At 46.6% G+C, this 20091-nt stretch carries 18 protein-coding genes; 10 read left to right on the top strand and 8 right to left on the bottom strand.

Annotated features, from left to right (window positions below; all coding sequences use genetic code 11):
- The first annotated feature begins 108 nt into the window (after positions 1 to 108).
- From K2P83_RS04960 to K2P83_RS04980, 5 genes are all read left to right on the top strand, one after another.
- A complete protein-coding gene (locus tag K2P83_RS04960) occupies positions 109 to 396 on the top strand; it encodes a hypothetical protein (protein WP_292926871.1) in 288 nt (95 codons plus the stop codon).
- Complete coding sequence (locus tag K2P83_RS04965) at positions 393 to 692, top strand: CHC2 zinc finger domain-containing protein (RefSeq protein WP_292926873.1); 300 nt, start codon at positions 393 to 395, stop codon at positions 690 to 692. Before K2P83_RS04960 ends, K2P83_RS04965 begins: the two co-directional genes overlap by 4 nt.
- Positions 689 to 1900 carry a DUF3987 domain-containing protein gene (locus K2P83_RS04970; protein ID WP_292926875.1) on the top strand — a complete coding sequence of 404 codons (1212 nt, stop codon included), beginning with the start codon at positions 689 to 691 and terminating at the stop codon, positions 1898 to 1900. The genes K2P83_RS04965 and K2P83_RS04970 overlap by 4 nt, the downstream gene beginning before the upstream one ends.
- Before the next feature lie 36 nt (positions 1901 to 1936).
- Positions 1937 to 3292, top strand: coding sequence for a hypothetical protein (locus tag K2P83_RS04975; RefSeq protein WP_292926877.1), 1356 nt, complete (start codon positions 1937 to 1939; stop codon positions 3290 to 3292).
- A 466-nt stretch (positions 3293 to 3758) separates the two neighbouring features.
- The gene (locus K2P83_RS04980) at positions 3759 to 4124 is read left to right on the top strand and encodes a hypothetical protein (RefSeq protein WP_292926879.1); all 366 of its coding nucleotides are present in this window, start codon (positions 3759 to 3761) and stop codon (positions 4122 to 4124) included.
- Positions 4125 to 4177: 53 nt separating this feature from the next.
- On the opposite strand, the gene K2P83_RS04985 is transcribed toward K2P83_RS04980, so the two are convergent.
- The 6 genes from K2P83_RS04985 to K2P83_RS05010 all read right to left on the bottom strand — a co-directional run bounded on the left by K2P83_RS04985 (position 4178) and on the right by K2P83_RS05010 (position 11626).
- Positions 4178 to 4993, bottom strand: coding sequence for an N-6 DNA methylase (locus K2P83_RS04985; protein ID WP_292926965.1), 816 nt, complete (start codon positions 4991 to 4993; stop codon positions 4178 to 4180).
- On the bottom strand, positions 4993 to 5682 hold the full coding sequence (locus K2P83_RS04990; RefSeq protein WP_292926881.1) for an N-6 DNA methylase: 690 nt from the start codon (positions 5680 to 5682) through the stop codon (positions 4993 to 4995). The genes K2P83_RS04985 and K2P83_RS04990 overlap by 1 nt, the downstream gene beginning before the upstream one ends.
- A 24-nt stretch (positions 5683 to 5706) precedes the next feature.
- Positions 5707 to 5910 (bottom strand): GIY-YIG nuclease family protein, encoded by a 204-nt coding sequence (locus tag K2P83_RS04995; protein ID WP_292926883.1) that lies wholly within the window; start codon positions 5908 to 5910, stop codon positions 5707 to 5709.
- Between the two features lie 163 nt (positions 5911 to 6073).
- Positions 6074 to 7120 carry a Fic family protein gene (locus K2P83_RS05000; RefSeq protein WP_292926885.1) on the bottom strand — a complete coding sequence of 349 codons (1047 nt, stop codon included), beginning with the start codon at positions 7118 to 7120 and terminating at the stop codon, positions 6074 to 6076.
- Positions 7117 to 8772, bottom strand: a complete 1656-nt coding sequence (locus K2P83_RS05005) for a restriction endonuclease subunit S (protein ID WP_292926887.1) — start codon at positions 8770 to 8772, stop codon at positions 7117 to 7119. Before K2P83_RS05005 ends, K2P83_RS05000 begins: the two co-directional genes overlap by 4 nt.
- A gap of 19 nt (positions 8773 to 8791) precedes the next feature.
- Positions 8792 to 11626 (bottom strand): DEAD/DEAH box helicase family protein, encoded by a 2835-nt coding sequence (locus tag K2P83_RS05010; RefSeq protein ID WP_292926889.1) that lies wholly within the window; start codon positions 11624 to 11626, stop codon positions 8792 to 8794.
- Between the two features lie 163 nt (positions 11627 to 11789).
- On the opposite strand from K2P83_RS05010, the gene yaaA reads away from it, so the two are divergent.
- From yaaA to phoU, 5 genes are all read left to right on the top strand, one after another.
- Complete coding sequence (gene yaaA, locus K2P83_RS05015) at positions 11790 to 12572, top strand: peroxide stress protein YaaA (protein ID WP_292926891.1); 783 nt, start codon at positions 11790 to 11792, stop codon at positions 12570 to 12572.
- A 44-nt stretch (positions 12573 to 12616) separates the two neighbouring features.
- Positions 12617 to 12982 carry a nuclear transport factor 2 family protein gene (locus K2P83_RS05020; RefSeq protein ID WP_292926893.1) on the top strand — a complete coding sequence of 122 codons (366 nt, stop codon included), beginning with the start codon at positions 12617 to 12619 and terminating at the stop codon, positions 12980 to 12982.
- Between the two features lie 176 nt (positions 12983 to 13158).
- Entirely contained in the window at positions 13159 to 14271 is a 1113-nt protein-coding gene (locus K2P83_RS05025; RefSeq protein ID WP_292926895.1) for a molecular chaperone DnaJ, read from the top strand.
- A 275-nt stretch (positions 14272 to 14546) separates the two neighbouring features.
- Positions 14547 to 15206, top strand: a complete 660-nt coding sequence (gene rpiA, locus K2P83_RS05030; protein WP_292926897.1) for a ribose-5-phosphate isomerase RpiA — start codon at positions 14547 to 14549, stop codon at positions 15204 to 15206.
- A gap of 68 nt (positions 15207 to 15274) precedes the next feature.
- On the top strand, positions 15275 to 15982 hold the full coding sequence (gene phoU, locus K2P83_RS05035; protein ID WP_292926899.1) for a phosphate signaling complex protein PhoU: 708 nt from the start codon (positions 15275 to 15277) through the stop codon (positions 15980 to 15982).
- Between the two features lie 35 nt (positions 15983 to 16017).
- On the opposite strand, the gene K2P83_RS05040 is transcribed toward phoU, so the two are convergent.
- Both K2P83_RS05040 and K2P83_RS05045 read right to left on the bottom strand, forming a co-directional pair.
- Complete coding sequence (locus K2P83_RS05040; protein WP_292926901.1) at positions 16018 to 16455, bottom strand: type IV pilin protein; 438 nt, start codon at positions 16453 to 16455, stop codon at positions 16018 to 16020.
- A gap of 126 nt (positions 16456 to 16581) precedes the next feature.
- Entirely contained in the window at positions 16582 to 20091 is a 3510-nt protein-coding gene (locus K2P83_RS05045; protein WP_292926903.1) for a PilC/PilY family type IV pilus protein, read from the bottom strand.

Consider the following 20091-nt stretch of genomic DNA (forward strand, 5'->3'; position numbering starts at 1 on the left):
CCTTCCCGATGTGATGTTAGCTGGGAAATGTGCAGTGTAGAGTCTTAGCCAGAACATCCTGTTACATAGCAATCTTGCGCCGTAACGGGTAACTGAAAAGGATTTACGATGCATAATAATATTACCGTAACGCAAGCTATTAAATCAGCTTATCCCGATTTACCTTCACAACCCCGCACACTGTTGACTGTTCGCCAGTTCAGCGACAAACATTCGGCTTTCACGCAAGGCGCAATCCGCAATCTAATTTTTTTAGCTGAAAGTAGAAAAACATCAAGAGGCATTATCACAGGCAATGGTCTGAATATTGCCCTGGTAAGAATAGGCCGAAAAGTGCTTATTGATGAAGCCAAGTTTTTTCAGTGGATTGATGAACAGCAAGAAATCAGCAAATGAAGGCACTTGCTCAATCACTTCAGAACGTTAAGGCTTATATTCGCCCCGTTGATTTTTACCGCAGCGAATTACCCGCAATGCCGCCGCAGCGTGGCAGTGGATGGCGTGATGGCGGATTATGTCCATTTCATCTTGATAAGCACGCCGGAAGCTTTCGAGTAAATCTTGAAACCGGTGCTTTCCTTTGCTTTTCTTGTGGTTCCAAGGGTGGGGATATTATCGCATTCATTCAACAGCGAGACGGCCTGAGCTTTCCGGAAGCAGTGCAAAAACTATCGAATGAATGGGGGTTATGATGCAGGGCATACCCGAAAAATTCAAAGGCAAACTGCGCCGATTTGTTTGGGAGTATCGAAACCCTCAAAGTGAAACACTTGGTTATGTTGCCCGCTTTGATGATGATGGCAAGAAGAAAGAGATTGTGCCCTATTTTAAACGCAGCAACGGGCGCGACTGGCAGCATGGCAGCGCAATCGAACCGCGCCCATTGTTTGGATTGGATGTATTAAATCAAGCTGAACTTAAGCGTGCTGTATTCATTGTTGAAGGCGAAAAAGCCGCCACAGCCTTGCAATCTTTGGGATTGGTGGCGATTACTTCGCAAGGCGGTAGCAAAGCAGCCCTTAAAACAGACTGGAAACCATTAAATGGGCGTGAATTCGTTTATATGCTTCCTGACAATGATGAGGCTGGGGAAAGCTATATTAAGGTCGTGGCTGCAATCCTGATGAACCTTGATAAACCGCCTACGATAACCATAGTACGTTTACCCAATCTTCCGCCTGCTGGTGATGTTGTTGACTGGATAACATCTAAAATTGTTGAAGTTTTACTGGATTGGGATGGTTATGAGCCAATACCAAAAAGTGTGATTGATAATGGCACTTTGCTGAATGATTTTAAAGAAGCAGTAAAACAGCATAGCGAACCAGTGCCCGATGAATGTAAAGCTGATTCAGAGCAGCTAAATATGAACAACTGGCCAGCGCCTATCAGCTTGGAATCCGTCAGGCTTCCGCCATGGCCGGATGATGTCTTTCCTGGCAGCATTCAGGACTTTGTAACTGCTTTAAGTAAATCCACAGAAACCCCGCCTGAATTATCTGCAATGATGGTGCTGGCAGCAATCAGCGCCGCCGCTCAAGGCAAATACCGGGTGCGTGTTAAAGCTGATTATTTTGAGCCTGTAAATATTTGGACATGTGCAGCGCTTCCACCGGGTAGCCGGAAAACAGCCGTACAAATGGCAGCAACTGCGCCGTTGACCAAATGGGAAAAACTGCAACGTGAAGAATTAGAGCCTGCAATTCAGAAAGCACAAGCCGATGATGCAACCATACGCGAACAAATAAACTTCTTACGCAAACAGGCAAGTAAAGCCAAGGGCGCAGAGTTTGAACAGCTAAAAAAAGAGATTGCCGATATTGAATGTTGTAGGGCGGGTTATTTGGTATGGGCGAAGAATATGAAAAATATTAAATCATGCATTTATTGTTTATGTTAGAGCAAAACTAATCTCATTTATTTCTAATTTGAACAAATGGAAGAATTCGATAACCAATCAGAAGCTCTAATTACTGCAGCCAAAAATGAATTGGCGCGTCGAGGAATGCCGTTTTCAGAAAAAAATTTTATACGCTACGTAAAAAGTGGTAATGCTAATGCGGTGCAACTGTATTTACGTGCGGGTATATCACCAAATGCAAGACTTGATACGGAAAGTGCCTTAGCCGCCTCAGCGAATCATGGCCACAGGCAGATAACAGAACTACTTCTTAACGCTGGCGCTAATCCCGTTTCTTTGCTGGATGGTCTTAAAATCAGCAAATCTTCACGAGACGTTTGGGATCGACTATCGAGTCTTACAGGGGTATTTACCTTTCTTTCTAGCTTGTTCATTGCAGCTATTGGGTGGCATTTTACTAGCTCCTATAACGAGCGGCAACTAGCACTGACAAGTTCACAAGTGCGTCAAGAACAAGCGAATAAGCAATATCAAAATCGATTATTAGAAATGCAAACCGTAGAAAAGATGATTCCCCACCTTATTAAAGATGAACCGAGCAAGCAAGCAGCTGTAATAGCTATTAGTGCTTTAGCATCACCCGAAGTCGCCGCACGAGTAGCAGAAACATATGGAGGACAAGGATCTATTAATGCATTAGCGCAGTTGGCAAGAACTGACTCGGCAAATTCATCAGCTCCCGCCATCACGGCTCTGACTAACATTGCGTCACGTGAGTCGGAATCTTATAAACCGGCTCATGAGGCACTTGGCAGCGTGCTTGAAGGGAGAGATAGAGCAATCGTAAAGCTTTTGGAAAATGAAGTAGCCATTTGCAATGGTTTCGTAATTGGAGGGAAGCAAGGTTGGGTTGTAATACCAAGATACTGCATTGATCGAACTAAATCGACAAAGTCCTTAATGTCGATCCAATTTGGGGATGGAAAGAAAGCTCAGGTCACTTCTCGAAGAAATAGTCCAGAAGGTTTGCTCGTTTTTCTGAAGCTAGATGCTGAATCGCCTACTTTTTTACATCTATCTAGAAAACAATTGCCAGTTGGAAGTGCTGTTTCTCACATCTCCTACCATCTAAACTCTTTAAACACTAACGACCGTAGTCTACTTAGTATAGTTCTGGGGGTAGTAGTTGAGTCTGGAAAAATGTCATTTCTAGATGTAGTTTCCCGCGATAAGGATATTTCTGCATATGGCTTAAAAGTAAAATTGAATATCAACAATCAAGACTATCTTTTAGGTACAGGAGGGGGTCCACTTCTAGATGACGAGGGAAATGTTGCATGTATGACGTTTATGCGTGATGCAAAAGGCAATGAGCAATGCGTTTCTGCAGAAGTGATTTCAACTGCTCTCAGCTCATTAAAGGCTGAATAATATAATACTTTAGTTTGAAATAAATCAAATTTTTAACTACAGCATACAAATGCAAGTAAGTTATATGCGGAAACTGATGTTGAAACAAATTCAACAATTTACCCAAAAAGTTATTGCAATTAGTATTTATTCTATTTATGAATCGAATAGGACGCAAATTATTATACTTTTGTCCTAATAAGTGCCAAATAAGACGCAAAAAAATTCTATTTTCGTCCTATTTTTTGATATTTTGTACCAAATTAGTTTTTGCTTGATATTTTTTCTAACACATTGGTTCATGCTCTTTTCGCGCTTTTTTTCTTTCTATTTATTTAGTACCAAATAGGACGCCCCCTCACAGATTGCAAGCTGTGGCAAGGTATTTTCTCGGTTACTTTCAATAAAAAACCGCCCTATCTGTCCATATACAGACTAAAATAAAAAAAGTAGCAGAAAATTTAATTATCAATGGATTATTTTCTCAATGAAGAAAAAATTATCACTTACATTAATAGCAGCAATCCTCCTGCTTAATGGATGCGGATCAGTCAGAGAAAATAGAATCAGACAAGATGTATTATCTGACAACAGCATGCCGGAAGAAATACGCAGGGCGATCGATCTTAAGGAGCTGGTCGTTGGCATGACACAAGAACAAGTGATAGCTTCCTGGGGGCTTCCTTGTAAATGGTGTTATGGAACGCGCAAAAGCGCAAGTGGAGACACATGGGAATACCATCTTCCCGGCGCTGATTTTTTAGTGGTTGGCGCTGATTTTTTGGGTGTTGGAACCGGAACTTATGTGTACTTTGATAGCAGCCAAAAACTTAAGCACTGGTCCCAAAAATAGAACTGGTATTCCGTGCTAGAACCCTTTCTTTAGCGCAATCCCCTGAATTGACTTTAATCTGACAGCGCCGCTGCAATTTCTCTGAAGCTGTTCAGCCCGGCCTCAAGATTCTCGATGATTTCACCCGCCAGCACATCCGGCTCGGGCAGATTGTCCAAATCGGCCAAACTCTTATCCTTTAGCCAAAAAATATCCAGACTGGTTTTGTCGCGTGCGATGATTTGCTCATAACTGAATTTGCGCCAGCGGCCCTCCGGATTGCTTTGCTCGTTCCATGTCTCCTTGCGCTCGTGGCGGTTCAGCGGGTTATAGCAAGTGATGAATTCCTGCAAATCCTCAAAGCGCAGCGGTTTCTTTTTTAACGTGTGATGGATATTGGTGCGGTAATCGTAATACCAGACTGCTTTTGTCCACGGTTCTTTGCTGGCTTCCCGGTTATCAAAAAACAGCACGTTTGCTTTCACGCCGTTGGCGTAGAAAATGCCGGTAGGCAATCGCAAGATCGTGTGCAAATCGGTGGTTTCCAGTAGTTTCTTGCGTACTGTTTCCCCCGCCCCGCCTTCAAACAGCACATTATCCGGCACCACCACCGCAGCCCGCCCGGTTGTTTTCAGCATGGTGCGGATATGCTGCACGAAGTTGAGTTGTTTGTTGGAAGTCGTTGCCCAGAAATCCTGCCGGTTATAAGTCAGATCGTCTTTTTCCTGTTCCCCTTCATCATTGGTGAAACTCATCGCGCTCTTCTTGCCGAACGGCGGATTCGCCAGCACGTAATCGAAGCGGCGCCCGGAATCAGCCACTAGCGCATCATTGGGCGAAATCATGCTATCGCCGTCGATCTCGCCAATGTTATGCAAAAACATATTCATCAAAGCGAGTCGGCGTGTACTCGCGACAATTCATTGCCGAAAAACGTTTCGTATTTGAGAAATGCTTTTTGTGTTTTATCCATCGCATGCTCGGCGACCAGAAAATCATACGCCGCCAGAAAGAATCCGCTTGTGCCGCACGCCGGATCGGCAATGGTCTTGCCGGGTTCCGGGCGCACGCATTGCACCATTGCCCGGATCAATGCGCGCGGCGTGAAGTATTGCCCTGCACCGGACTTGGTATCTTCCGCGTTGCGTTCCAACAGTCCCTCGTAGATGTCGCCCTTCACATCAGCGCCCATCGTCACCCACTGGGTTTCGTTCACCATATCGATCAGGCGGTACAGTTTGGCCGGGTCCTGGATTTTGTTTTGCGCCTTGGTAAAAATCGTCCCCAGCATTCCCGGCTTTTTGCCCAGCTCCATCAGCAGCGTCACATAATGCACCTCCAGTTCCGCGCCACGCTTGAGCTTAAGGCTTTGCCAGTTGTACTCGGCAGGAATATCCACGGTGCGGTTATACGGCGGCTGGCTGTATTCATCCGCCATCTTCAGGAAAATCAAATACGTGAGTTGCTCCAGATAATCGCCATAACCCACCCCGTCATCGCGCAACGTGGTGCAGAAACTCCAGACTTTTGAAACGATGGAGCAGTTGCGTTCATGTCTTTGCCCCGAATACTTCGTCATTCCCGCGTAGGCGGGAATCCAGCCTTACACCAAGTCCGGCCATAAATCTTTCCATGTCGGATTCATCTTTTCGATCAAATTTATTTTCCATTGTCTATTCCAGCTTTTTAAGCTGCTTCTCGCGTTGAATCGCTGCCAGACTCGTTGAATCAGATTACTGGTTACTCCGATATACAAAGTGCCGTTATATTGGCTCGCCAGAATATAAACCGCAGCTTGTTTTTCCATTATGCAACCGTCCTCGTTTTTTTCACAGGCAAGGAATCAGCCCTTAATCAACATGGATTCCCGCCTGCGCGGGAATGACGGCAAGGGCGCCCTTGCTACTTTCGACAGTTATTACCCTCTCTATTACCCTTACTAAAGGGTAATTACCCTTACTAAAGGGTAATTACCCTTTCTTTTTCCATCGAGCCGCTGGACCTCTGCCCTGGCATTCGACTGCGTTTGCATTTTGCTGCTCGCGCAAAACACGACGCACCATGTCTTTGCTCACACCGGGACAAGACTGCTCCACCTGAGCCACAGTAAATTCGCCCACAAAGCGGTCGATAGCTGCCAACACCAGATTGGTTTTCGAGCCGCGTGGCGCTTTCACTTCACCCACACACTCAGAAAATTCGCGGTAAGCCATCTTGAGAATGGACAACACGTAGTTGATGTAAGGCCACGGATCATGCTTGCCATCATGCCAACCCTGCGAGCTGTGCTCCAGCGTCTCGTAATAGCGATTCTTGTTTTCTTCGATCAAACGCTCAAGGCTGATATAGCGCCCCACCTCATAGCCCGATTGATAACACTGAAGCAAAAGCGCCAACCGCGACACGCGCCCGTTGCCATCGCGGAAAGGATGAATGCACAGAAAATCCAGATTGAATGCCGCCATCGCAATCAGCGGATGCGCCCAACGATCATCCAGGCAATGCTGCCAATCAGTAACCAGCTCCATCATTGCGGCAGGGGTGCCCGCCGCAGACACCGGGCGGAAACGCACCCGTTCACGACCATTCGCATAACGCTCGATGATGTCGCCGTCTTTTTCCTTGTATTGGCCCGCATCCCAGATTTGCCCGCGTGCCAGCCGGTGCAGCTCGCATATCGCCGCCTCGCTCACCGGCATGTGCGCAGCCCCTTCATGAATGAGCTTCAACGCATCGCGATAGCCGCGCACCTCTTCCTCGTCGCGATCCCGGAACAAAGGATTGGCCGCAACCAGCACCTCGCGCACCCGCGACGGATCAACCGACACGCCTTCGATACGGTTGGAAGAAACCGCGCTCTCGATCAGCGCATGCTCGCGCAGGGTTCTCAGCCGCTGCGGCGACTGCTGCGTATAAAGCGCCTGCTTGCCGCGGAATTCGCCGAGATCGGCGAGATACCAGGATGTGCTTGCGGGAATGGAAAAATCTTTTAAAGCAAAAAGGTGCAGCGTGTTCATGTCGTTTTCCTTTTTGTCTTGAGCGCAGTATCAGCCCGCTCCGCCTTGATGCGCGTCAGCAGCGCCGAAGCAGGTTCGTCATTCGGGTCTTGCGGCACCAGTTGGCCGGAAAAAGCTTTTTTCAGGATGGATTGGCGCAGGGCTTCGGCTTGTTGTAGGGAGGTGGTGATGGTTTGGTCGAGTTGGTCGGTTTCGGATAATTGTGTGTCCAAAAGCTCCACGATTACTTCTTGTTCTTCTGCGCCACAAATAGCGACAAGCACTGAGCCCAGCATCTCTTGATTAACTGTATTCTGCCCGGCACTTGAAACCTTGTTTAGTTCAACATACCGCCTAACGCTCAGAGTGTTAAAAAAGTGTTGTAAATAGATAGGAGAAATAATTTTGTTAAGTAACCTATAGCGAATAAAGTGATCGCAGTATGCAACTTCCATGTCTTCTTTTATCGAAATTATCCTCCCAACCAAATCTGCGCTCCCATTAACACGAATGCAAATTAAGTCATTTTTGAAAAGTCTGTAATTATTAATCTCATTTTCAGTAAGCAATATTTTTCGTGGGTTATCGAGAGATATTTTCTGGTCAGTGATGTCCGCCAGTCTTAAGACAACAAGTTCTCTTCCTGTTTCGCCACTTCTTTTAGAAATGCCATTTTGTGAGCCTACGGTTAATTCACCATATTTAACCCACCCCCATCCCTCCGGCAATTCAGGTAATCCGGCCAGTTCTTCAGCAGTGAGTGGCGGCAAGGATTTAGGGGGTTTGGGTTTTGAAATCCCCCCTCGCCCCCCTTTTTCTAAGGGGGGAATGTGCGCGGTGCTGGCTGGCTTCCCCCTTTGTAAAAGGGGGATAGAGGGGGATTTTTCCCAGTCGGCGAGTTGTTGCTGGTAGCGTTGCGCGCGCTCTTGCTGGATGCGTTTCAGCAAGGCTTCGGCGGTTTCGAGGGGTTTGTCATTCCCGCGAAGGCGGGAATCCATGTCGTTCAAAGGCTGGGCCCCCGCCTTCGCGGGGGTGACGTTCCGCTCCGCGCGCCACTGTGCAGTGAGCTTGCCTTCGAACGCGTGCTTCAGCAGCGCTTGGCGATACACTTTGAGCTGTGATTGGGCGGTTTTCAGGTTCTCGATGCCCTTGTCCAGCTCGGAAAATAGTTCTTCGATTTTGGCGACGATGCGGTATTGTTCTCTAAGTGGAGGAAGCGGGAAATCCAAATCCTTTAGTTGCTTCTTCGTTATCCCTGAAATGGTTGTTCCACGCCCATCAAATTTTAAGAATTGAAGTTTATAGCTAAGAAGATAGAGTGTGTATTCAGGAAATATCAGCTTTGGATTCTGGATTAATCCTTGCAAGTCTTGACTGAAACAAATTGGTTCTTCAGCGATTGCTATTTTTCCAAGTCCAACACGAGTTACAACTAGAAGAGTTTTGGCTGGAACTCTGTTGGTTGTACTTCCAGAGATACCTTTTTCAGTAACGTACTTCCGAATATTTATCTGACGCACACCTTCAATATCAGCACTCGTAATCCAAGGGATGTCGCCGTCCCAGTAACCAGGAATTTCGGTTGAAGGGGTGCCGCCGCCAATTACCTGATATACCTCACCTAAAGTGGTTAGCTCCCAAGTCTTGTGCAAATCCTTTGTAAAGCTACTCATCAACCCACCAGCACTTCATTCAATTCATCCAACAACGGGGCTCCATCCTTGCCCCAAACAACTGATGCATCCTCCCCAATCCGCCTTGTGCGTCGAGCGGCGCCATTTCCAAGTCGCCGCGTTCAATGTGGAAGGAGTTCGCAACGTGATCGCGGATCATGTGCAACCAGTGCATTTGTTCTTCGTTGAACTTCTCACCGCTGCCGGCGTGGCGTTGCATAATCCAGCTTTGGAAATTGCGGCGCACGGTGTCGTCGAAGGGGGTTAGGATTTTGTCCCAGCCGCATACACGGCGAATCAGTGCGACCAGTGTGGTGAGTTCATTGACTGGATTTCCGCCTGCCCCCCGCCTTTTCGAGGGTGACAGGGAATGCCGGGATTCCAGTTGTTGATACGCTTGCCACACGCGCAGCGGCACGAGTTTGGGTTTGTCGGTTTTCAGTTTATCCAGCACTTGGCGGATCAGGGCATAGCTGAGTTCGCGCCTGCGATACGGCTGGCTGAAAAAGATGGTCAGTGCGGCGATGTTGTCCTGATTCGATTTCAGGTAACCGGCAAATTCATCGGTTAAAGCTTGCGCATTATTGGCGGCGTCTTTGTCCCATTCGGCGCGCAACACTGTGTCGATGTTGTCGTGGTCGATGGTTTGTTCCTTGTCGCGGCGGATGGATTCGATGAGTTCGACCAGTTCGCCGTTCAATACTTTCGCGGCTTCAGTTACTAATTGCTGTTGCGCCTGTTGGCGTTTGTCGTCGCCGGGGTCTGAGCCGATGGGGAGCTTTGCCAGTTCCAGCGCACGGGCTTCGATGTTGTCGGCGTCGATTGCGCTGAATAATTTGCCGACAAACTGGGTGAGTTCCATACCGCCGGAGAGTTCGCGGATGCGGCGCTGGTCATCGGTATCGAGTTGTTTGTTGAGCCGCGCCAGGCGACCGGCGAGCGAGCTGACAGTGTCTTCATCGGTTGCACCCATCATCACGCTCATCGCCAAATCCTTGAGTGGCACGCTGGGTTTGGTAATGAGCGGCTGGCTGGCGGTCTTGAGCGATTGGGTGACGCCGATGGCATCGACGATCACATAGTGCGTTTTGGCGCTGACGGCGGAGGGCGTGACCTTTTTCAGGTCATCCTTGTCCAGCGTGCGCGTGCCACGGCCTTTCATTTGCTCGAAGTAGTTGCGGCTTTTCACGTCTCGCATGAACAACAGGCATTCCAGCGGCTTGACGTCGGTGCCGGTGGCGATCATATCCACAGTGACGGCAATGCGCGGGTAATATTCATTGCGGAATTGCTGCAACACGGACTTGGGGTCTTCCTCGGTTTTGTAGGTGAGCTTTTTGCAAAAGGCATTGCCCTCACCGAATTCCTCGCGCACGGTCTGGATGATGTCGTCAGCATGGCTGTCGGTTTTGGCGAAGATCAGGGTCTTTGGCACCTCGCGGCGTTCGGGAAAAATCTCCGGCAGCTTGTCGCGGAAAGTGCGGATGACAGTGCGGATCTGATCAAGATTGATAATGTTGCGATCCAATTGCGTGGCGGAATAGGCTTCGTCTTCGTCCTGCATCTCCCAGCGCTTTTTGCGCGTGAGCTTTTCGCGTTTTTCCACCTGTTGCTTGGCGGCGATCTGCGCGCCTTGCTGGGTGATCTGTGTTTCGATCACGTAGACCTCATTGCCAACGTTGACGCCATCGGCCACGGCTTTTTCGTGGCTGTAATCGCTGACTACGTTTTTCTTGAAGAAGCCGTAAGTGCGATTGTCCGGCGTGGCGGTGAGGCCGATCAAGCTGGCATCGAAATAGTCGATGACTTGTTGCCACAGGTTGTAGATGGAGCGGTGGCATTCGTCGATAAAGATGAAATCGAAGAATTCCGGCGGGACTTTTTCGTTATACACCACGGGCATCGGCGTTTTGGGTAGCGCCAATTCTGCGGGGTTGATTTCTTCGGCGGCATCATCGAGCGGCGTGTCTTTCAGGATGGAATACAAGCGCTGGATGGTGCTGATGCACACTTGGCTATCCTTGGCGACGAATGAAGATTTGAGCCGCTGCACGTTGTACAGCTCGGTAAACTTACGATTATCGTCGAGCGGCACATACGACATCATTTCCTGTTCAGCCTGCTCGCCAAGATTTTTGGTATCGACCAGAAACAGAATGCGCTTGGCATCCGCGTATTTGAGCAGGCGGTAAATAGAGGTGATGGCGGTGTAGGTTTTGCCCGCACCGGTTGCCATTTGAATCAGTGCACGTGGTCGATCTGCCTTAAATGAGACTTCCAGATTGATGATGGCGATTTCCTGACAATCGCGCAGGTGCAATTCCCTCGCGGGCAAATGATCGGGATTGAGCAGCGGAATGTGGTGCAGACGTTCGCGCAAACTGATACCTTGTGCCATCCATTCCTTCAGCGTTTCCGGGCGATGGAAGCAGAACACTTCACGCGAGCAGGGTTTGGGATCACGACCATCGGTGAAGCGGGTGATGATGCCGGTGCTTTGGTAGAGAAAAGGTGACGGTTTTTTGTTATTGATCCACTTGAGCGTAGCCGCCGCGTAGTCTTCAGTTTGCGCTTCATGAGCAGTGAGCCGTTGACCTTCTTCTTCACGTTTGGCTTCGATTACGCCGATTGCTTTTTTATCCACGAACAGCACGTAATCCGCCGGACCGGCATCGGTCTGGTATTCACGCACCGCTTGGCCTAATCCAACATTCAGATCGATCTTTTTGGCTGATTGAACAACCCAGCCCGCTTGCCTAAGCAATGCATCAATGTTATCGCGGGCTTTTTGTTCCGGATTCTGGTTTTCAGTCATATTCACCACCAAGCAACCATTTGCTTTTACCTGTTCCACCTATTCATTCAGCACATGATAGCGCACGGCGTTTAAAAAGCCACGAAGTACCGTGCTGCAAAAGGAGATACTGCAAGCATATTTAAGGATTCATTGTGCAACCCATAAGTAATCCTTCTCCATGAGTAAATCTGATAATATTTTTATTTCAGGATGAGAACCCATGATTATTGTTATTTCGCCGGCAAAAACACTGGATTTTGAAACGCCAGCCATCACGCAGAAACATACGCAGCCCGGTTTTCTCGATGACTCAACCGAACTGATTGAGCAACTCAGAAAACTGGAACCGGATCAAGTCGGCAAGTTGATGTCGATCAGCCCTAATCTCGCTGTTCTAAATTCAAACCGCTATTTCGCCTGGAATCGCCCATTTGACATGAAAAATGCCAAACAGGCAGTACTCGCTTTTAAAGGAGATGTTTACACAGGTTTGGATGCAGATACACTGACCGTTGCAGATTTGGCTTTTGCGCAGGATCATTTACGCATTCTGTCCGGATTGTATGGCGTGTTGCGCCCGCTGGATCTGATGCAGGCTTACCGGCTGGAAATGGGCACCCAGTTCAAGAATTCGCGCGGCAATAATCTGTACGAATTCTGGGGCGATAAAATTACCCAAGCACTCAATCAGGATCTAAAAAAACAAAAATCAGATATTCTGATCAACTTGGCTTCCATTGAATATTTCCAATCCGTCCAGAAGAATAAATTAAATGCGCGCATCATCACCCCGGTCTTCAAAGATGAAAAAAACGGTGTTTACAAAATAATCAGCTTTTTCGCCAAGAAAGCGCGTGGCTTGATGAGCCGCTATATCATCCAGAACAAGCTGACAAATCCTGAAGATATCAAACACTTCACTAGCTCAGGTTATCAGTTTAGTGAAGATGCCAGCAGCCGGGATGAGTGGATTTTCACTCGCGCGGAATCAAAATCAGTGTGATGCGTAGCGAGCAGCGCTACGAATTTCTTGACAGATAAAATGCAATGGATACCAATAAATCGATTGAACTGGCAAAAAACTATGTGACGTTATCCAACGATCACAATCTCCCGCTGATTCAACTCCTGTTCGCAGACAATGCCACCTACCATTCTGCTTATTTTGGTGAATACAAAGGCAGCACAGCGATTCATGCCATGATGACCAGCTTTTTCACCCTCTTCCCTGATGCTTACTGGGAGGTAGCGAAATATCGTTGCATTGGAGATAATGGCGTGGAATTCGCGTTTGTAATGACCGGAATGGATGCCTCTTCCGGTGAGCAAGTGGAACGACAAGGATTGGAGCGCATCTACTTCACTCCGGATGGTTTGATCAAGCATATTGCAATTCTAAAACCGCACAATTAGCTTGTGCTTATCAAACGATCACTTGTCTAATTTGGGTAATCATGCAATCAACAGAACCGTGAAAAGAAAATTTCACTGCCAGCATCTGATGAGTATCCAGAATGTCCGATTTGTAAATAATAATCCGGCGTATTAGGTTAAAATTTCACACATTCACTTCTGCCCCGCATCATGTTATGCCACATCACAAAATCAAAGTAGTTCGAATTGAAGAAGGTCAGCAACAGACTTATCTTTCACCTGCACAGAAAAAATTTAATGGATTAATTCAGAAAATTGATGCGCAGAAGAAGCTACTGGCCACGTGGCAGGAAGTAATGCCTCAATACCAGCAGGAAATTGCCGGGAAACTGATCCCGCTACGTAATTCATTCTGCGATCATCAAGCTGAAATGGTGATAATGCTGGATACTTTGTATAGTACTCAGAAGCTCGCCCACAACCAGCGAGATAAAATTGCACATCTGATTACCAGCATATGCGAGGAACTGATCGGTCAACACGGACGCGAGGATTTAAAACCGCTTTATGATTGTTACAGCGAGCAGGATTACGATGCCGCAGTTCAGGAAACCGATGAAATGGCCAGAGAATATATGAAATCGATGTTCGAACAGGAATTCGGTGTCGAACTGAACGATGATGAATTTGACTGTTCCAACCCTGAAGAAATGGCGGCACGCTTGGCTGAGAAAATGCAGGAGCGGCAGAAACAAGCCCAAGAATCCCGCTCCAAGCGGAAAAAATCCGCCAAACAATTGGAGAAGGAAGCGCGTGAGCAGGAAGAGGAAGCCAATGTCAGCAAATCGATCCAAGCAGTTTACCGGCAACTGGTAGCAGTGTTGCATCCAGACCGAGAGCTGGACCCAGCGGAGCGCGAACGTAAAACCGAATTAATGCAAAAAGTAACGGTTGCTTATGGAAAAAGAGACTTGCTGCAACTGCTGGAATTACAACTGAGTGTCGAGCAAATTAATCAGAGCAAAATTAACAATATTGCCGACGATCGCTTAAAGTATTACAACAAAATCTTGCAAAACCAGCTGGAAGAACTTCAGCAAGAAGTGGCACATATGGAATTGGACATCAGGCGAATGACTGGGCTTGCACAATATGCGCATTTGACGCCCAAGCGGGTGTTTGCTCTGTTGAATGAAGACATACGCACGATACGGAATCAGATCAACCGCATTCAACATGATTTGATGCTATTCAATGATGTAAAACAGTTCAAATCATGGCTCAAAAGCTACCGGATTCCCACAGCGAGGTTTGATCCGTTTTTCTAACACTATACTGCGCTCGACTCAATCTTTACTTGCTGCAGTAACATTAAAATTGAAAGTGTGACCAATGTAATTATATCTTCATATAACTATGTAAAAATTAACTTTCTCTTAGTATCTTTATACTTCAATCTTAAAAGCTTATTGCCCATAATAATTTTGTATATTCTTTTCCGAATTCTCCAAATTTTATTTTCGGCAGCCAGAAGCATTGTTTAAATTTACAGATAACGCTATCCTGATAAGCGATATTAATTTTTTGTCAACATAAGGCCATAATGACACAAGACGAACAAAAACGCGCTGCAGCAGCTGCTGCAATCCAGCATATTCCGGTTGGTTGTATTGTTGGGGTGGGCACAGGTTCTACCGCCAATTACTTTATCGAAGAGCTGTCTAAAATAAAAAATAAAATTGAAGGTGCTGTCGCAAGTTCGGATGTGACTGCTCAGAGACTGAAGAGTTACGGTATCGAAGTGCTTGATCTCAATAATGTCATTGATTTGCCCGTTTATGTAGACGGTGCGGATGAAATTACTGAACATTTGCATATGATTAAAGGTGGCGGCGGTGCTTTAACGCGGGAAAAAATTGTAGCTGCTGTCGCGCGCAAATTTATCTGCATTACAGACCAAAGCAAACTGGTAAGTGTCCTTGGCAACTTTCCATTACCCGTTGAGGTCATACCCATGGCACGCAGCTATGTCGCACGTGAAATTGTGCACCTGGGAGGACAGCCGGCTTTACGCCAGGGATTCGTCACTGATAATGGCAATGTGATTCTTGATGTACATAACTTGCAAATTTTGAATCCAGTTGAACTGGAAGCGACACTGAACCAGATTACAGGTGTTGTAACAAATGGTCTTTTTGCCCGGCGCTCAGCAGATACTTTATTACTGGGAACCGATAATGGAGTGCGGACAATTACTGTCTGATTTACAATGCTAATCTTTAGCAGCCGCAAACTTAACGCATCACATATTCCATACCAAAAAGGCACGCCATGGTAACCAAAGAACATATTTCCAAGCAGTTTGATGCTGATCTTGAAGAAGTGCGCACACGTGTTTTGCAAATGGGTGGTTTTGTTGAAGAACAAATCGAGCATGCAATTGAGGCATTGACAAGCGGCAATGAAGAATTGATTGATCAGGTAATTGCGCGTGACCATCGCGTTAACTCAATGGAAGTATCGATTGATGAGATCTGTAATCAGATTATTGCCCGTCGGCAACCCACTGCAGGTGATTTACGCATGATCATGATGGTTATCAAAACCATTACCGATTTGGAGCGCATTGGCGACGAAGCTGCGAAAATTGCACGAATGGCGAAATTGATCTATTCAACAGATCGTATGCATATACCACGCTTTATTGAAATCAAGCATGTAGCCAATATTGCTATGGACATGCTTCATAAAGCACTCGATTCCTTTGCCCGGTTAGATTTGCATGCTGCCGCGCAAATTGTACGGCAGGACGAATTTGTAGATGAAGAATTTCGTTCCATCTTACGACAATTGATTACGTTCATGATGGAAGATCCAAGAAAAATCTCCACTTGCTTGGAGATAGTATTTATCGCCAAAGCAATCGAGCGTATTGGCGATCATGCAAAAAATATGTCCGAGTATGTTGTTTACATGGTGAAGGGTAAAGATGTGCGCCATGTGACGGCCGATCAGATTGAACAGGAAATTCGAGAATAAATAAACTGTTTCTTATCTGTTTATTTACGTATTTACTATCGATTCCAGCACATTGCAACATCACCTCCCGCACCCTGTGCTCCTGCATTTGTCAGCGTAAGCACGCCACAAATATCGCCGGCCATTGAGCCGACCGGAGTCGCCCGGAGTGTGAAATTCGCATTTCCTACGACCAGAAAGTCAATATTGTACTGGGCAGTTCCTGTTCTTGGTGATTGTAAAATAGGCAATACAACGACTGTATCATCACCCGTATTGGCGATCCCATCTGCTCCTACAGTCGCATCATATTGGTTGTTTTCCGTATAGAATCGTTCTAGAAATTGCGCATTCTCATAAAGTATTGACTTAGCGACAGCGCGGTTGGAATCTCTCACGTAATTTTGGTAAGAAGGAACGGCAACTGATGCGAGAATGCCAACAATTGCAACGGTGATTAATAACTCAATAAGTGTGAAACCGTTTAATCTCATAATATGTTCTCCAGAGTTCATACAACTTTATCCTATATCATTCTAATTTAATGAATCGTTACATTTGCGAAATACGATTGCTTTAATTACTCGGTATGCGCGATTGATGTTACTTCTACAAGAATGCTACTGTACCAGCTCATGCCAAGTAATCCGCCCGCGAAGCCCGGCAAGCCCTTTTGTTGCTGTTGTTTGAATTAATGTCCCATCTGGTCCAGAAGATATGAGAACATCATCCGCGTTCCCTCTAATTCTTGTCACGCCGCCAGGAGAAAAACTAATTTCTATGCCTGCTGACAAACCGTCATCATAACCAATTGTTCTGTTTCTATTAATATCAAACGCAGGAAAAGGAAGCATACTGCCTGTTAAGAAATCAATAGTATTCACAAAACCTCTTCCACCAAAATCACACGGCGACGTGGAGGGTGCGATCGTAGTAAATGCAAATAGGCCATCTTCCAGACTCAGCGCACCAGTTACGCGTTCACCACTGATCGGCAAATTCAAATACCAGCCTTTTATTGTGGCGGAATAAGTCACCGCGTTTTGTGTCCCTGTTCGGATTGTGGCATCCGTGAATACCTGCTGTACCAGGTTGCCGGCTGCTACAGTAGCCGTGGTGGCGTTGTCCCATACGGCGTAAATAGTTTGTGCCGCAGTATTGGTAGTGTCGGCTGTCTCAAGATATTTACCCGTACCAAATAAGACCAGTTGCCCTCCTTTCGGATGAAGACTGACTGCGGGTGGAGCAATAATGGGCTTAGTGATACCCGAGATAAATAATGGTAAACCGCTTATTGCCACATTCCAGCTCGAAGGCGTCGTAGTGCTCACATCAAATTTCCATAAATTACCCTTGATGTCACCCGCATAAATGACGTCGACTTTACCATTTCCATTAGAATCAAATGGCATCGGTGTAGAAAGACCATTACCAGGACCGGCATTGGCAACGAGCTTGATGTAGTCTGTGCCAAGTGTCCAACTACCATCTTCCCCCCCTGTTATAAAAACTATATAAAGTACTGCTTTACCGTTATCACTGTTATAACCGTTGCCGACAATAACTGCCCATTGCCCATTCTCCATTTTCACAATTTGTTTGGCTTGGCCGTTATATGGATCTACTACCGGCTGGTTGTAGCTATAACCCATATCCACATCATCGGCATCAGAAAATTCCCACAGAACCAGGCTTGCTGCATTCGCAGCGGAAAAGATGGGCGCTGACTGGGATGTATCCGACGGATTGGTCACATCAAGCGCATAGAAGCCTTTGCCGCCACCATTTAGACTGCCAATCAGCACGCTTCTCCAGCTTGATGTAGAGCTGTTATACGTATCAGCCACCATGGGAGAACCATCGACAAAATAGCGATGGTTGGCGTTGTAATCCTTATCAGACAATCGACTTAAATTCGCAAATACCGCACTGGGAATATAAGTAATTAATTCCTTCCCGGCATCTGCAACCACACAACCCGAGGTTACCCCGGGAATGCAAGCATTAAAGCCATGCAGCGTACCGTCATTGGAGCCTACATATACCATTGGCAGCCGATTTTTATAGGCGGCGCTGAACGCTGCGTAGCCTGCATGATCTACATTGGAGTATCCTGCGCTGGGTTTACCCACATAGAAAGGGTTTGAATTAATAATATCGCCGAGCTTACTCGTGGCACGGCTACGGAATTTATTAACTGTCGTAGCGCTTGCGCAGCTAAATGTCCCGCTTAAACCTTCATTGGTACTGCTACCACGCAAAAAAGCGACTCTTTCCGGTCCGCAGTTATCAGCAGTTGCGGCTGCATTTTTATTAAGCAGCGTTTTCTGGGCATCTGTTAAGTTAGCATATTCGAATGCAACACCATCTGTGCTGCCTTTTGTAATCACAACCCGCGATGTTGAGTTGACAGTAGCAGGGCCCAATGAAACTGAACCGGCTTCCCATTCTGGGATTCCCCTATTCCCGGCTGCATCAATAGGAATCGATAATAATTGACCACTCCAATCACCACTATTAAATTTCGCCTGGTAAATACGTCCATTGGTCCTGAGTGTACTGGAATTGCTAGCCACTGCGGAAGCTGAGCCTGTCCGCGCGATGATCTGTGACAATGTATTCGATAAAGCATTTGCAAACATGGTCGGATCAGCGGCACTAAAAAAAGCACCTCGGCTATTCACGGCAGCATGCCAGAGATCGTCTATCTTTGCCTCATTGCTCGTGGTTGGATCAGGCCATGACTCCGACCCCGATGGTAATGTAGTGCGTAATCCAGTGACCCCTAAACCCACTGTAAAAGTGACCATATGCTGCCAGAAAGCAGGATCTGAGGGGTTGGTTGGTACTTTGTTGAGCAAGTCGGTGCGCAAATCATTTTTCCAATATTGCATTGCGGCATCTGCTAATGTGTCAGCATAAGCATCTGAATAGGGAAGCGCCGGGATATAGGTATAAGAGGCTGGCGTTGCCGGAGAAGAATGATTTGTGATAGTAGAGCCAGACGAGTTATCGGAATTATCTAAACTCGAAACAGAGCCTTCTGTCCAATAGCCATCCGTCATCAGAATATTATAATTCTGACGGCATACGTGTTGCGTGCCTCCGGTTGAACCTGGTGTCTCACCCCAAGGACCTTGATCGTCAGTTCTTTTGAAGTATTCACCCACTGCAATCACTGCCTGCCGCAGCGGTGTTCCTGCTGCTGGAATATCATGATCATAAAGATTGGTAAAGAAATTCGTTCTATCTGTACCTGTAAATTGCCTTACACCAGTTTTTACAACGCTCGTCGCCACGCCATCTATCGTTGTGGAGCCTTTATTAATGGCCGCAAAGCCTACGCGCATGGTATTTCCTTGTTCGGAAAATGCTTTGCCAACACCTGCACGGGCTAACAATACGCGAGAACGATAGTAGGTATACCAATTCGCAAAATTCTGAATCTCTTCACTATAAGTACAGGTAGTCACGGCAGCACAATCTAAACGATTGGTACCACCGGCATATGTAGATATTGAAGATTTGATTTCTACCTGTGTATAACTGGTAGCATCATTAATACTGCCACTGTTATATTTGAAATACACTGCAGGATAGAAAGTTTTTGATGAACTGGAAGACAGGGTTCCGTCACTTTTCAACCAAGCCGCAGTTTGTGTATTGTTAGCCGTCAGATCGCGGCAACCTATCGCAGTATTGTATGGATTGTGATAAGCACAAGTAGGACTGGCATTACTCATCAGCGATCCATCAGAATTACTCCAGGGTTGGTATCTTACGGTAGGATCGTAATAAATTTTGTTGACGTAACTGGAGCGCAATGAAGCGGTGTATTTGTTAGTAGAGTCAAAGTCGACGACATAATTGCTGTAATCATCCGAACCATAAACACCTGACGTACGGGGAAACATGTAGCGTACTTCTTGGAGAATCAAGTCCTCCGGCATGATCTCGAAGTGCATTGATCCCGAGTCATCCAGGGTAAACATCACATTGGGAGAGATATTTCCACCCAAGAATAATGGGCCATTCGATAATGGGGGCAATGCGTAAACTTGACTTGCCCAGAAAATCTGTAAGACGAAAGACCAAGTCAATAGTATTGAACGTATTAGATTCTCGTGCAT

Source organism: Nitrosomonas sp. (genome assembly GCF_019752415.1).
Classification (GTDB): domain Bacteria; phylum Pseudomonadota; class Gammaproteobacteria; order Burkholderiales; family Nitrosomonadaceae; genus Nitrosomonas.

What these genes read in the sequence shown, in the direction of transcription:
- K2P83_RS04985 (WP_292926965.1), bottom strand. Translation starts at nt 4,993, where the DNA reads ATGAATATGTTTTTGCATAACATTGGCGAGATCGACGGCGATAGCATG.
- K2P83_RS05005 (WP_292926887.1), bottom strand. Translation starts at nt 8,772, where the DNA reads ATGAGTAGCTTTACAAAGGATTTGCACAAGACTTGGGAGCTAACCACT.
- K2P83_RS04990 (WP_292926881.1), bottom strand. Translation starts at nt 5,682, where the DNA reads ATGACGAAGTATTCGGGGCAAAGACATGAACGCAACTGCTCCATCGTT.
- K2P83_RS04995 (WP_292926883.1), bottom strand. Translation starts at nt 5,910, where the DNA reads ATGGAAAAACAAGCTGCGGTTTATATTCTGGCGAGCCAATATAACGGC.
- K2P83_RS04960 (WP_292926871.1), top strand. Translation starts at nt 109, where the DNA reads ATGCATAATAATATTACCGTAACGCAAGCTATTAAATCAGCTTATCCC.
- phoU (WP_292926899.1), top strand. Translation starts at nt 15,275, where the DNA reads ATGGTAACCAAAGAACATATTTCCAAGCAGTTTGATGCTGATCTTGAA.
- K2P83_RS04970 (WP_292926875.1), top strand. Translation starts at nt 689, where the DNA reads ATGATGCAGGGCATACCCGAAAAATTCAAAGGCAAACTGCGCCGATTT.
- K2P83_RS04980 (WP_292926879.1), top strand. Translation starts at nt 3,759, where the DNA reads ATGAAGAAAAAATTATCACTTACATTAATAGCAGCAATCCTCCTGCTT.
- K2P83_RS04965 (WP_292926873.1), top strand. Translation starts at nt 393, where the DNA reads ATGAAGGCACTTGCTCAATCACTTCAGAACGTTAAGGCTTATATTCGC.
- K2P83_RS04975 (WP_292926877.1), top strand. Translation starts at nt 1,937, where the DNA reads ATGGAAGAATTCGATAACCAATCAGAAGCTCTAATTACTGCAGCCAAA.
- yaaA (WP_292926891.1), top strand. Translation starts at nt 11,790, where the DNA reads ATGATTATTGTTATTTCGCCGGCAAAAACACTGGATTTTGAAACGCCA.
- K2P83_RS05020 (WP_292926893.1), top strand. Translation starts at nt 12,617, where the DNA reads ATGGATACCAATAAATCGATTGAACTGGCAAAAAACTATGTGACGTTA.
- K2P83_RS05025 (WP_292926895.1), top strand. Translation starts at nt 13,159, where the DNA reads ATGCCACATCACAAAATCAAAGTAGTTCGAATTGAAGAAGGTCAGCAA.
- rpiA (WP_292926897.1), top strand. Translation starts at nt 14,547, where the DNA reads ATGACACAAGACGAACAAAAACGCGCTGCAGCAGCTGCTGCAATCCAG.
- K2P83_RS05045 (WP_292926903.1), bottom strand. Translation starts at nt 20,091, where the DNA reads ATGCACGAGAATCTAATACGTTCAATACTATTGACTTGGTCTTTCGTC.
- K2P83_RS05040 (WP_292926901.1), bottom strand. Translation starts at nt 16,455, where the DNA reads ATGAGATTAAACGGTTTCACACTTATTGAGTTATTAATCACCGTTGCA.
- K2P83_RS05000 (WP_292926885.1), bottom strand. Translation starts at nt 7,120, where the DNA reads ATGAACACGCTGCACCTTTTTGCTTTAAAAGATTTTTCCATTCCCGCA.